10 protein-coding genes, 1 tRNA gene and 1 pseudogene are annotated in these 12,416 nt (G+C 65.4%); 9 read left to right on the forward strand and 3 right to left on the reverse strand.

Annotated elements, in window-relative coordinates:
• Positions 1 to 4: 4 nt before the first annotated feature.
• Complete coding sequence (locus JNK84_RS01605; protein ID WP_293419758.1) at positions 5 to 631, reverse strand: glutathione S-transferase family protein; 627 nt, start codon at positions 629 to 631, stop codon at positions 5 to 7.
• A gap of 205 nt (positions 632 to 836) precedes the next feature.
• Here JNK84_RS01605 and JNK84_RS01610 point away from each other — a divergent pair.
• Together JNK84_RS01610 and JNK84_RS01615 are read left to right on the forward strand one after the other, a co-directional pair.
• A tRNA-Glu gene (locus JNK84_RS01610) sits at positions 837 to 912 on the forward strand.
• A 234-nt stretch (positions 913 to 1,146) separates the two neighbouring features.
• Positions 1,147 to 1,395: pseudogene (locus tag JNK84_RS01615) on the forward strand (ABC transporter substrate-binding protein); the annotation flags it as partial.
• A 75-nt stretch (positions 1,396 to 1,470) separates the two neighbouring features.
• Here JNK84_RS01615 and JNK84_RS01620 read toward each other — a convergent pair.
• Both JNK84_RS01620 and JNK84_RS01625 read right to left on the reverse strand, forming a co-directional pair.
• Entirely contained in the window at positions 1,471 to 2,295 is an 825-nt protein-coding gene (locus tag JNK84_RS01620) for a nucleotidyltransferase domain-containing protein (RefSeq protein WP_293419761.1), read from the reverse strand.
• Between the two features lie 88 nt (positions 2,296 to 2,383).
• The gene (locus tag JNK84_RS01625) at positions 2,384 to 2,902 is read right to left on the reverse strand and encodes a MarR family winged helix-turn-helix transcriptional regulator (RefSeq protein WP_367272185.1); all 519 of its coding nucleotides are present in this window, start codon (positions 2,900 to 2,902) and stop codon (positions 2,384 to 2,386) included.
• A 90-nt stretch (positions 2,903 to 2,992) separates the two neighbouring features.
• Here JNK84_RS01625 and JNK84_RS01630 point away from each other — a divergent pair, with 90 nt between their 5' ends.
• From JNK84_RS01630 to JNK84_RS01660, 7 genes are all read left to right on the forward strand, one after another.
• Positions 2,993 to 3,760: an SDR family NAD(P)-dependent oxidoreductase gene (locus tag JNK84_RS01630; RefSeq protein WP_293419764.1), complete on the forward strand. Its 768-nt coding sequence runs from the start codon at positions 2,993 to 2,995 to the stop codon at positions 3,758 to 3,760.
• A gap of 27 nt (positions 3,761 to 3,787) precedes the next feature.
• Positions 3,788 to 4,576, forward strand: a complete 789-nt coding sequence (badI, locus tag JNK84_RS01635; protein WP_293419767.1) for a 2-ketocyclohexanecarboxyl-CoA hydrolase — start codon at positions 3,788 to 3,790, stop codon at positions 4,574 to 4,576.
• A 503-nt stretch (positions 4,577 to 5,079) separates the two neighbouring features.
• On the forward strand, positions 5,080 to 5,688 hold the full coding sequence (locus tag JNK84_RS01640) for a TRAP transporter small permease subunit (RefSeq protein ID WP_293419770.1): 609 nt from the start codon (positions 5,080 to 5,082) through the stop codon (positions 5,686 to 5,688).
• Between the two features lie 156 nt (positions 5,689 to 5,844).
• The gene (locus tag JNK84_RS01645; RefSeq protein ID WP_293420349.1) at positions 5,845 to 7,674 is read left to right on the forward strand and encodes a TRAP transporter large permease subunit; all 1,830 of its coding nucleotides are present in this window, start codon (positions 5,845 to 5,847) and stop codon (positions 7,672 to 7,674) included.
• A 53-nt stretch (positions 7,675 to 7,727) separates the two neighbouring features.
• Positions 7,728 to 9,176 (forward strand): sodium:proton antiporter, encoded by a 1,449-nt coding sequence (locus JNK84_RS01650; RefSeq protein ID WP_293419773.1) that lies wholly within the window; start codon positions 7,728 to 7,730, stop codon positions 9,174 to 9,176.
• A gap of 526 nt (positions 9,177 to 9,702) precedes the next feature.
• Complete coding sequence (locus JNK84_RS01655; RefSeq protein WP_293419776.1) at positions 9,703 to 10,923, forward strand: cytochrome P450; 1,221 nt, start codon at positions 9,703 to 9,705, stop codon at positions 10,921 to 10,923.
• Positions 10,924 to 10,999: 76 nt separating this feature from the next.
• Positions 11,000 to 12,241 (forward strand): NAD(P)/FAD-dependent oxidoreductase, encoded by a 1,242-nt coding sequence (locus JNK84_RS01660; RefSeq protein ID WP_293419779.1) that lies wholly within the window; start codon positions 11,000 to 11,002, stop codon positions 12,239 to 12,241.
• Positions 12,242 to 12,416 lie beyond the last annotated feature (175 nt).

Below are 12,416 nucleotides of genomic sequence, written 5' to 3' on the forward strand. Positions count from 1 at the left end.
CTGATCAGGCCGGAGCGATGAACGGCTGGTATATCTGCCGGAAGGCGGGCAGTGCTTCCAGCGCCTCGCAATGCCGGGCGAGCGCGGGATAGTCGGCAAAGGCGACGATGCCCGGATGCGCCTCAGTGACGAAGCGCAGCACGGTCGCCACGGCGATATCCGCATGGCCGATCCTGTCGCCGAACGAGAAGGCACCCCGCCGTTCCGCGCGATCCCGCTCGAGTGCTGCGAGGGCGCCTGCCATCTGCATGCGGCAGCGGCCTGTCCAGAGTTCCGAGATCTCGGTGTGCAGCCGCTGTTCGTAGAACAGGCTCACCGCCTTGTCGCCGAGACCGGTTGCCAGCGCCGCAATCCGCAGCGCGCGATGGCGATCCGGCTCGCCGCGCGGAAACAGGGCAGCCTCAGGCGGCACTAGGCTGTCGAGATGGTCGAGGATGGCGTGACTCTCAACCAGCGCGGTGCCGTCGTCCAGCACCAGGATGGGCACGCGCACCAGCGGATTGAGCGCGGCAACCTTGTCGGCATCGCCGAACACCGACCATGGGCGATGCTCGAACGCGAGGCCGTAGAGCGTCAGCGCGACGCCGACGCGGCGCACGAAGGGGGAGTCATACTGGCCGACGAGGATCATAGCGGTGTCCGGGATCGCTTGCGCCACATTGCCTGCAACAGGGGCGATCGTGAAGCGGCTGGCGACCACGCGACGGCGGCAGCCAGGCGGCCCGCAGGTGATTGCCGGACATTGCTGTTGTCAGGATTCAGGCAAGCTGCGCACCGTGCCTTGACCCGCGCCCGCCTTTGCGCTTATGAAGCGCCCTCTCGCCGCATGCGGCGCCGCTCCCTTCGTCTAGCGGTCTAGGACGTCGCCCTCTCACGGCGAAAACAGGGGTTCGAGTCCCCTAGGGAGCGCCAAAAAAAAGTCAAAGGCTTAGATGGCCTTTGACTTTGGCCCCACATTCCGATCCCACACAGACGGCACTGCCGACTTTTGTGCGCGCGTCTCGCTGATCGCTTTAGAATGGAACATATAAAGAACAAAATGAAAGCCCCATGCGCGACGAATGAGCTGGCAACGTCGGCAAGCTATCCCTTCCTGGCGGCGCGAGTGCGCTACGATCGGCGCAAGCGAGCTGGCGCCTATCGATCAAGCGTGCCAAGGCCTCGGGCCGCGCGGTGGTCCAGCAGATGAAGGCCATGCCGACCGACGACGACTGCTTCGGTGCGGGCAGCATCCGCGTCGATGGCCGGAAGATCCATCCGGCCTATCTGTTCACTGTGAAATCGCCGCAGGAAAGCCGCGGGCCGGGCGACGTCTACAAGCTCGTCTCGACGCTGCCGGCTGACCAGGCGTTCCGGCCGCTCAACGAGGGTGGTTGCTCCCTCGTCGGGGCGTGAGGGACGGGCCGGGCGCCCGATCACCACGGCCGGACGCCTTCGGCCGCGGCGGAGGTGACTTGACGAGCGTGACCGTCAGTGCGGATCGAAGCGCCTGACGGTCTCGGCGAAGAATGCCTCGCACATGGCTTGTTGCTCGTGCCGCTGATTCCGGCCACGCCTTGCCGCATTGGCTCGCGCCCATTCCAGCTCTCGATCGATGAAGGCGGCAAGCGGCTGCGGCATTGGACCGGTACCGAGTTCGCGTGTTGCGGCCTTGCGCGCCAGAAGATCGGCGACGATGGCTACCGTTTCTGCCGGCAGGTCGCACTCCGCCATCAAGGTCGGAAAATGCATCGGAGCAACGGCCGCCTCGGGGCGCCGCGCAAGCCAGCGGATCGCTGCCGCTGGTCGCAGCATATAGAAGAGCTTCTTCAGTGGCACCGCTGCCGGATCAGAAAGGTGCCTTCCCCGGAACGCCTCGCCCAGATGCAAGTAATGACGCAGGACGAGATCGCGGTCGGTGACGGCGCGGGCAAGTGCGAGGAATGACTCATGAAATGCCGTATCGCCCCGATAGATGAGAGGCGAGGTCAGCCACTCGATGATGACGGCATTGCCCTTCATCAGGAGCTTTAGCGCCTTCGCGAGATCCCATCCGTTGACGTCCAGTTCATCGACGAGCGGCAGCTCGATGACATCCCGTCGCGGCCACGGTGTCAGATAGTCGGCGAGCGGGCGGATATAGACGAACCGGCAATCAAAATCGCTGTCCGGCGAGGGAAAGCCCCAGGCGCGGCTGCCGCTCTCCACGGCAAGACCGATCGTCACGCCGTGTGTGTGCGTGATGCCATCAATGGCTGCATCGATCTTTGCGACCATATCAGCATCCATGGAGCGGGGAATGCTCCGCAAGCTCATCGCATTCTCCTCGCCTCTCCTTCTGCCCGACCGGTTTCGCTTCTCGGCGCTTGCTGAGGGCGGCCGCCCGCTTCGAGAAAACGGCCGCTCAGTCCTCGTCGGGCTGGGCGGCCGTGTCGTCTTCGCCGCCGCTCAGTGAACCGAGCCCGTCCTTCAGCCGGTCGAGCAGGCGGTAGAGCATGAGCTGTTCCTCGTCGCGGAAATCCGCGAGGGCAGCCTCGTAGAAATCGCCGATCGCGACCAGCATGTCGTTCCAGACGCCCGTCCCCTTGACGGTCAGCCGGCTGCGCCGCGCGCGGCCGTCGGCGGCGTCCTTGATCTTCTCGATCCAGCCGCGAGCTTCGAGGCGGTCCAGCACCGCCGCAAGGTTCTGGCGGCTGACCATCAGGAAGGCGATCAGTTCCTTGACGCTCATTCCGTCCTTGCGCACGCGAGGCCGCGCGAGAGCGCCGAGCACTGCCCATTGCTGCGTCGTGCTGCCGAAGCCCGACACGGCGCGCGTGCCGTTCTTATGCATGAGGTTCGAGCTCTGATAGAGCCGGAAGAACAGGCGATTGGCGACGTCGAACCGCGCGAGATCCGCGACGGGCGCTGGCTTCTGTCTCACGGCCGATCCTCGAAAATATAACAATGCATTGCTATTTATGATCCGCAGGCTATTGTCGAAATGCCATCGAGGCAACCGGAGCCTTCAGACATGACACAGTTTGACGGAAGAATGGCGATCGTAACCGGCGGCGCTGGCGGCATCGGCTCCGCGACCTGCCGGCGCATGGCCGCGCGCGGCGCGGCGGTGGCAGTATTCGACCGCGACGGCAAGGCCGCCGAAACGGTGGCGGCGGAGATCGCCGTCGAGGGGGGCAAGGCGCAGGCCTTTCATTGCGACATCACCGACCGGGCGGGTGTCGACTGGGCGGTGGCGGCCGCCGAGGCGGCGCTCGGCCCGGCGGCGATCCTCGTCAACAATGCTGGCTTCGACATCTTCAAGCTCTTCCTGAAAACCTCGCCAGCAGAGTGGGAGAAGCTGATCGCCGTCAACCTCGTCGGCGCGCTGCACATGCACCATGCCGTGCTCCCCGGTATGGCCGACCGCAAGTACGGGCGGGTCGTCAACGTCGCATCCGACGCGGCGCGGGTCGGCTCGACGGGGGAGGCTGTTTATGCGGCCTGCAAGTCGGCGCTGCTGGGGCTGACCAAAACGCTTGCGCGCGAGCACGCGCGCGACAACATCACGCTCAATGTCGTCTGCCCCGGCCCGACCGACACGGCCCTGTTCGAGGAGTTCCGGAAAGGTGCCTCGAACCCCGACAAGCTGATGGAAGCGTTCCGCCGCTCAATCCCGCTCGGCCGCATCGGCGCGCCCGACGACCTGCCGGGCGCCATCTGCTTCTTTGCCAGCGACGACGCCGCCTATGTCACCGGCCAGGTGATCAGCGTCTCCGGCGGCCTGTCGATGGCCGGCTGAGATTTCAACGACAAGGGGACGAACGCCATGACCAAGGGCACCTACGAGGACATCCTCTTTGAGGAGCGCGCCGACGGCGTCGCCTTCATCACCATCAACCGCCCCGACCGCTACAACGCCTTTCGTGGCCAGACGGTGGAAGAACTGATCGATGCTTTCCAGCGCGCCGGCTGGAACCGCGATATCGGCGTCATCGTGCTCGGTGGGGCTGGCGACAAGGCCTTCTGCACCGGCGGCGACCAGGGTGCCCATGACGGCCAGTATGATGGGCGTGGCACGATCGGCCTGCCGATCGAGGAGTTGCAGACATTGATCCGCGACGTGCCGAAGCCGGTCATCGCCCGCATCCAGGGTTTCGCCATCGGCGGCGGCAACGTCCTCGCGACCATCTGCGATCTCACCATCGCATCGGAACGCGCCCAGTTCGGCCAGGTCGGCCCTAAGGTCGGCTCGGTCGATCCGGGCTTCGGCACGGCCTATCTCGCCCGCGTCGTCGGCGAGAAGAAGGCGCGCGAGATCTGGTATCTTTGCCGCCGCTATACCGCTGCGGAGGCCGAGCGCATGGGCCTCGTCAATTGCGTGGTGCCACACGGCGAACTCGACGCCGAGGTCGACCGCTGGTGCGCCGAGCTGATGGAAAAGAGCCCGACCGCCATCTCCATCGCGAAGCGCTCGTTCAACGCGGATACCGAGAGCATTCGTGGCATTGGCTCGCTCGGCATGCAGGCGCTGAGCCTCTACTACGACACCGAGGAATCGAAAGAAGGCGGCCGCGCCTTCCGCGAGAAGCGCAAGCCGAATTTCCGGAAACGATAGGAGGGGCCTCCGGCGATATCGCGGCTGCCGGCAGGTCTGGCGGTGGCCGCAGGGCCTTGCCCCGCATGGCGTCGAGGGGGCTGGCGGGTCCGCCCATCGCGTGTACCGGCTCGCCGATCGCCCAGGCCGCAGGAGGTTCGCGACAGAGAGCCGTTCTGAGGTCGCCTCCGTCCGCGTTGCGCCGCCGCTCATCATCATCCGCGGGTCGCCGCGGATGGACAGGCATCTTTGGGACTGCTGCCGGAGCGCCCGCACCGCGCGATCGGCGCAATCACGCTGTTCCATGAACATCACAAGTTGAAGGGGCGTGCCGACATGTTCTGCCGGTCCTTCGTTCTCAGCGTGTGAAACTCCCAGCCAGCTATTGTGCAGCAACCCGAGCTTCAGTACGGATGAATTCGAACTCGCCGTGGCGGGCATCTGCGGATTCATGACCAACGCCCGTGCCAAGGGTGGTGTGCATCAAGTCGCCGGCTCCCGATAACAATGGCAATGGAGGGAGCATGCGTGGGCTTCTGGCAATCAGCCGCCTTATCGATGCCGTGAACGCGTTCATCGGCCGATCGGCGAGCTGGCTCATACTCGTGGCCGTGCTCATCTCGGCTGGCAACGCCCTGGTCCGGAAGGTCTTCAATTCCTCCTCCAACGCCTGGCTGGAGGCGCAGTGGTATCTGTTTGGCGCGGTTTTCCTGCTCTGCGCGGCCTGGACGCTACTCTCCAACGAACATATCCGCATCGACGTCGTGAACAGCCTGCTCCCGAGAAGGGTGCGGAACTGGATCGAGGTGGTCGGGCACTCGCTCTTCCTCATTCCGCTGTGCGTGCTGATCCTGATCGACTCCTGGCCGTTCTTCCTCAGGTCCTATCTTCAGAACGAACAGTCGATGAATGCCGGCGGCCTTACCGTTTGGCCGGCGAAGGCGCTCGTGGTCATCGGATTTGCCCTTCTGCTCCTCCAGGGCATCAGCGAGCTGATCAAGCGTATCGCCATCATGCGCGGCCAGCTGGAGGACGTTCAGGGCGGCGGACATCATGAAATGGCCGAGGCGGAGGCAGCGCGACTCCTGGAAGCTGCCAAGTCCGAAGGCCTTCTAGACACGGCCAAAAAGTAGAGCGTGGGGAGAGAGCTCGTGTCCATCCGACTTCTTACGTCAGGCGCCGTGGCCGCCGCGCTCGCCGCGGTTCTCCTGGTTGCCGCGATCGAACCCGCTCTGGCCGCCGAAGGATCCGGCATCGGCGGGTTTCTCCGCTCGAACCTTGCGCCGGTGATGTTCATCGCGCTGGTCGGCTTTCTGCTGCTTGGATATCCGGTCGCTTTCGCGTTGGCCGCCAACGGCCTCTTCTTCGCCGTCGTTGGCATCGAATTGGGCCTGTTCCAGCCCAATTTCCTTCAGGCATTGCCGGAGCGCATCTACGGCACGATGAACAACGACACTCTTCTGGCGATTCCCTTCTTCACGTTCATGGGGCTCATCCTCGAACGCTCGGGAATGGCGGAGGATCTCCTCGACACGATTGGACAGCTGTTCGGATCCATCCGCGGCGGCCTGGCCTATGCTGTGATCTTCGTCGGCGCGCTCCTCGCGGCCACGACGGGCGTCGTCGCCGCGAGCGTCATTTCGATGGGTCTGATCTCGCTGCCGATCATGCTGCGGTACGGCTACGACAGGCGCCTTGCCACCGGCGTCATCGCTGCATCAGGGACGCTGGCGCAGATCATCCCGCCCTCGCTCGTCCTCATCGTCATGGCCGACCAGCTCGGCCGCTCCGTCGGTGACATGTACGAGGGCGCTTTCGTGCCAGGACTGGTGCTGTCCTGCCTTTATGCCGGCTACGTCTTCCTTGTATCGATCTTTCAGCCGAGCTTCGCCCCGGGCCTGCCGCGCGAGGCGCTCCTGTACATGCAGGACGACGGCAAGCGCGGCACCTGGAAGCTGGGCGTGCTTGCGCTCTATTCGGCCGTCGCGGCCTACGCGCTGATGCAGCAGACCAGCGTTCGCGGCGGTGCGGACTTCGTCATTCTGACGATGTCGATCACAGTGCTGATCGCGTTCATCGCGGTCGTTTCCAACTATTATCTGGGCGCCCGACGCCTGCCCGTCACGATTGCCGCGACGGCTCTGCTCGGTGTGGCCTACTACTTCCTTCGCCAGTCCGGCTACACCAACCTGTCGCTTCTGGCGGAAGCCATCGCGTTCGGCTTCGTCTACGCCATCGTCATCGGGCTCGTCGAGCGCTTTGGCGGCTTCAAGCTCATCTCGCCGATCGCCGAACAGGTGACCTTCGTCATGGTTCCGCCGCTCGGCCTGATCTTTCTCGTGCTGGGCACCATCTTCATCGGCGTGGCGACGCCGACCGAAGGCGGAGCGATGGGCGCGGCCGGCGCCATGCTGCTGGCGATCATGAAGCGGCGGCTGACCTTCGACCTGCTCCGGCAGGCGGGCGAGTCCACGGCCAAGCTGTCGGCCTTCGTGCTGTTCATCCTGGTTGGTGCGCGCGTGTTCTCCCTGACCTTCTACGGGGTCAACGGCCATATCTGGGTGGAGCATCTCCTGGTGTCGCTACCGGGCGGTCAGACCGGGTTCCTGATCGTCGTCAACGTCATGGTGTTTCTGCTCGCCTTCTTCCTGGACTTCTTCGAGCTGGCTTTCATCGTGGTGCCGCTGCTGGGACCGGCTGCGGAAAAGCTCGGGATCGATCTCATCTGGTTCGGCGTGATCCTCGCGGTGAACATGCAGACGAGCTTCATGCACCCGCCATTCGGCTTTGCCCTGTTCTTCCTGCGCTCGGTTGCGCCGAAGGATCCCTATACCGACAAGGTAACAGGCAAGCGCATGGAGCCGGTCACCACCATGCAGATCTACTGGGGCTCCGTGCCGTTCGTGGTCATCCAGTGCATCATGGTCGGCCTGGTGATCATGTTCCCGCAGATGGTCATGCATTACAAAGCCACCGGGCCTCAGGTCGATCCAAGCAAGGTGGAGATTCGCATCGACGTGCCCAGCCTGGGCGGTCTGCCCGGCTTCGACACGCCCGCGGTGCCGGGAGGGCTTCCGGGTCTGTCCGCGCCGCCCACGATACCGCCGCCGGGCAACTGACCGTGTTGCCCGCGTAGTCAATCCTGGCGCTCGTGCAGTTCGGGGGGCATGGCATGAGGCACGGATCGAGGGTGGCGGCCGCCACCGTCCTCGCAATGGCGGGCCTTGCCGCCCTTGCCGAACCCGCTCATGCCGCGGCGGCGCTCGACGGGCGCGCCATGGGGCTCGTCTGGTGCCTGCCTTTCTGCGGCCTGCTTCTGTCGATCGCGACGGGCCCTGTCTTCTACCCCCATGTCTGGGAGCATCATTACGGCAAGATCGCCGCGCTCTGGGCCGCGCTGGTGGTTGTGCCCATGCTCGCCCTGTTCCCGTTCGAGCAGTCGGCCGGCGCTCTCACCTTCACCATGCTGGGCGAGTACCTGCCCTTCATCATCCTGATCTTCGCGCTCTACGCGATCGCCGGCGGCATCCTCATCACCGGCAACATCCACGGCGCGCCGGGCACCAATACCGCGATCCTCGCGATCGGCGCCTTGCTGGCGAGCTTCGTCGGCACCACCGGCGCGTCGATGATCATGATCCGGCCTATCATCCGGGCCAACGACGACCGGGTTCACAACGTCCACGTCGTCGTCTTCTTCATCTTCATCGTCTCGAACTGTGGCGGTGCGCTCACCCCGCTCGGCGATCCGCCGCTCTTCGTCGGCTTCCTCAAGGGCGTCGACTTCTTCTGGACCACGCGGTTCCTGTTCACCGAGACGACCATTGTCATCGGCGCGCTGCTGGCGATCTTCTTCTGTCTGGACACCGCGCTCTACCGGCGCGAGGGCCGCATCAAGCCCGACCCGACGCCGGATTCGCGCGTCGGGGTGAAGGGCCTCTCCATGCTGCTGCTGATCGCGGTCGTGGTGGCCGCGATCCTGCTGCGCGGTTCGTGGAAGCCCGGTGTGTCGGTCTCGCTCGCCGGCGTCGCCTTTCCGCTTGAGGACATCGTCTCCAACGCACTGATGCTGGCGGCCGGCCTTGCCTCGCTGAGGCTCGCCAACCCGCTCTGGCGAGCGCAGAACGGCTTCAACTGGGGGCCGGTGAAGGAGGTCGCCAAGCTCTTCGCGGCCATATTCGTGTGCATCGTGCCGGTCATCGCCATCCTGGCAGCGGGCCGCGGCGGCGCGCTGGCCCCGCTGGTCGCGCTGGTCTCCAACGCCGACGGCACACCGAACAATGTCATGTATTTCTGGCTGACCGGTGCGCTGTCGTCCTTCCTCGACAACGCACCGACTTATCTCGTCTTCTTCGAACTGGCTGGCGGCGACGCCAAGATGTTGATGGGGCCGCTGTCCCTGACGCTGACGGCAATCTCCACCGGCGCGGTGTTCATGGGCGCCAACAGCTATATCGGCAATGCCCCGAACTTCATGGTCTACGCCATCGCCAAGGACATGGGCGTCAGGATGCCCTCGTTCTTCGGCTATATGGCCTGGTCGATGGCGATCCTTGTGCCCATTTTCGCGGTGGTGACGCTGCTGTTCTTCACCGTTCGGGCACCGCTCGCCGGTTGGTGAGCGAGGGGCTTTGGCCTGGGGTCGAAGCGCATGCCGATGGCCAAGCCGCTGATGACGAAGAACACGTCCGCGCCGGCCGCTTTGATCACGCGGGCCTCCCCAACGATGCGGTAGCCGAGAGCCATGAGCGCTGCGACGGCCCGCCGATACTGGATGGAGGCAAGGCGACTGCTCGCCGCCGGTTCGGGCATGCGGGCTCTCTCTGTGCCAGTTTGGCGTGGCAAGCCCTTCACTTTTTCGCCCAAGACGAGAGCCGGCCGCGCCGGGATTGAGCAGGCCGTGGCGTCGAGCGCTCCCGCAGCAGGTGTCGGGCCGTAGCCGCACCCTATCGAGGGCGGCTGCCCTTCAGGCGAATGGCGGCCATGCCGCCGGTTGCGGCATGGTTTGCTTTGACAGGGTGCGGGAGTCGCTTCTATCGTTGAAGCCGATACATCAATATCGTTCAGCGATACAGCCTCTTATGGGCGACGACTGGCCCCGTTCAGGCCGCCGCCGCGATCCAGCGCAGAGTTCAGGGAGACGTGGCTTGACCCATCCGGTGACGCAGCAGGAGCGCGGTACAGCTCCGGTCCTCGACATCGACCCTTACGACGATGCCGTGCTGGAACAGCCCCATGCCATGTATGCGGCGGTCCGCGCGGCTGGCCCGGTCGCCTATCTCAGCCGATACGACGTCCACGTCATGGGCCGGCACCGCGACATCATGCCGGTGCTGAAGGACTGGGAAACCTATTCCTCCACCGGCGGTTCGGGACTGGGCGACATCCGCAAGCCCGGTGCCTGGCGGCCGGGCAGCCCGATCGTCGAGGTCGATCCGCCGCGCCATACCCAGGTTCGCACGGTGCTCCAGCGGATCTTGTCGCCGGGCCTGCTGCGCCAGTGGCGCGAGGGCTTCGAGAAGGCCGCGGACGAACTCGTCCAGAGCCTTGTCGAGAGGGGCGAATTCGATGGCGTCGACGATCTGTCGGAAACCTACGTCTCCCAGACTTTCCCGGACGCTCTCGGCCTGAAGGACTCGCCGGAACGACGTAGGAACCTGTTCCTGTTGGGCGAACTGAATTTCGACGGGCAGGGACCGCGCAACGCCCGTTTCGAGGCGACCCAGAAGCGCGCCGACGAGATCTGGGACTGGTATCTCGACAGCATGAAGCGCGAGGCCATGGTGCCGGGCGGCTTCGGCGAGAAGATCTTCCAGGCCGCTGATGCCGGCGAGATCGAGCACGAGACGGCGCCGCTGCTGGTGCGTTCGTTCCTGCGCGGCGGGCTCGATTCCACGACCAGCACGATTTCCGCGGCGCTCTGGTATCTGGCGAAGGATCCCGTGCAGTGGCGTGCGCTCAAGGCCGATCCGTCGAAGGTGCGCACTGCCTTCGACGAGGCCATGCGGCTGGAGACGCCGATCCAGAACGTCTGTCGGCAGACCATGCGCGAAGTCGAGATCGACGGCGTAACGGTTCCCGACGACAGCAAGATCCTGATCCTGCTCGGTTCGGCCAATCGCGATCCGGATCAGTGGGAGCGGCCTGATGAGTTCGACCTCACCCGCTCGACCTTCGGCCATCTGGCACTCGGAACCGGGGTTCACATGTGCATCGGGCAGATGGTCGCGCGCATGGAGGGAGAGGCGGTGCTCAAGGCCGTGACCAGCCGCATCGCCAGCCTTGAACTGGCGGGCGAGCCGACGCGGGCGCTGAACAACAACCTGCGCAGCCTGAAGACCCTGCCGCTGAAGGCCACAGCGGCCTGATCGCGACGGGGCGAGGCCCTCCGGGCGCAGATTTCGCAACCGGACGGTGCTAGTCTGGCGCTATGCGGGTGAGTGCATGATGGGCGACGTTGTCATTGTCGGGGCAGGGCAGGCCGGTTTGCAGGCCGCCATTTCGCTGCGCGAGGAAGGGTTTTCGGGGCGCATTCGCCTGATTGGCGACGAGGCGGCGCTACCCTATCAGCGCCCGCCGCTCTCCAAGGCGTTCCTGACGGGCGATGCCGGCGAGGCCAATCTGGTGCTGCGCCCTCAGGCCTTGCTGGACAAGGCGGAGATCGAATTCGTCGCGGGCGCGCGCGTCGAGGGTATCGACCGCGGCGATGCCCGCATCACCGTGGGCAAGGATCGCATCGGCTACGATCACCTGATCCTCGCCACGGGATCCCGCAATCGCCATCTCGAGGTCGCAGGCGCGGATGCTGACGGCGTCATGTCGCTGCGCGGCCTCGCGGACGCCCGGCAGCTCAAGGCACGCCTCGGCGAGGCTGGCCGCATCGCGATCATCGGCGCGGGGTTCATCGGGCTCGAATTCGCCGGCGTGGCGGCCAAGCTGGGCCGCGAGGTCCGGGTCGTGGAACTCGCGCCGCGAGCCATGGCCCGTGCGGTCAGCGAACAGGTCTCGGCCCATTGCGAGGCGCGGCATGCGAGTTGGGGTACGCGGTTCGCGTTTGGCGCGGGCGTTGTCGATGTCGAACAGGCGGGCGGCAAGGCGCGGGGGGTGCGGCTCGCCGACGGCGAGGTGATCCCTGCCGATCTGATCGTGGTCGGCATCGGCGCGATGGCCAATGCCGAGCTCGCCGCCGATGCGGGGCTGGCGGTCGGCAACGGCATCGTGGTCGATGCGCTGCTGCGCACCGAGGATCACGCCATCTCCGCGATCGGCGACTGCGCGTTCCATCCGAATGCCTTCGCCAGCGGGCCTGTGCGCCTTGAATCGGTGCAGAACGCCATCGACCAGGGACGCAGCGTCGCTGCCCGGCTCGCCGGACGCCCGAAGCCCTATCACGCGGTGCCCTGGTTCTGGTCCGACCAGGGTGACATGAAGATCCAGATGGCGGGACTTACCGCGGCGCGCGACCACGTCGTGCAGCGCGGCGATCCCTCGGAAGGCCGGTTCTCGGTCTTCTGCTTCCGCGACGGGCTGCTGCTCGGCGTCGAATCGGTCAATCGTCCGGCGGACCACATGCTGGCGCGGCGCATCCTCGCGAGCGGGCGCAAGTGGACGCTGTCGGATGTCGAGGCCTTCGACTTCGACCTCAAGGCGATGACGGCTGAACCGGTGCGTGCGGCTGACGTGTAACGTCAGGTCTCTGTGCCCACATTTGCCACTCAGGAAGTATCGAACTTCAATACGATCGTGTTGAAAACGGCAGCGCGGACGGCCATGATCGCGGCGCCGGGCGACCTCGCATGCGCCCCCCGCCGGCGCCGGTCGCGGTCCGAATGAACTGGGAATGCCGGGAGGCACAGGTTGA

Source organism: Phreatobacter sp. (assembly GCF_016793595.1).
Taxonomy (GTDB): Bacteria; Pseudomonadota; Alphaproteobacteria; order Rhizobiales; family Phreatobacteraceae; genus Phreatobacter.

Coding starts and splice junctions, on each gene's coding strand:
- JNK84_RS01605 (WP_293419758.1), bottom strand. CDS start 631: ATGATCCTCGTCGGCCAGTATGACTCCCCCTTCGTGCGCCGCGTCGGC.
- JNK84_RS01620 (WP_293419761.1), bottom strand. CDS start 2,295: ATGAGCTTGCGGAGCATTCCCCGCTCCATGGATGCTGATATGGTCGCA.
- JNK84_RS01630 (WP_293419764.1), top strand. CDS start 2,993: ATGACACAGTTTGACGGAAGAATGGCGATCGTAACCGGCGGCGCTGGC.
- badI (WP_293419767.1), top strand. CDS start 3,788: ATGACCAAGGGCACCTACGAGGACATCCTCTTTGAGGAGCGCGCCGAC.
- JNK84_RS01640 (WP_293419770.1), top strand. CDS start 5,080: ATGCGTGGGCTTCTGGCAATCAGCCGCCTTATCGATGCCGTGAACGCG.
- JNK84_RS01645 (WP_293420349.1), top strand. CDS start 5,845: ATGTTCATCGCGCTGGTCGGCTTTCTGCTGCTTGGATATCCGGTCGCT.
- JNK84_RS01650 (WP_293419773.1), top strand. CDS start 7,728: ATGAGGCACGGATCGAGGGTGGCGGCCGCCACCGTCCTCGCAATGGCG.
- JNK84_RS01660 (WP_293419779.1), top strand. CDS start 11,000: ATGATGGGCGACGTTGTCATTGTCGGGGCAGGGCAGGCCGGTTTGCAG.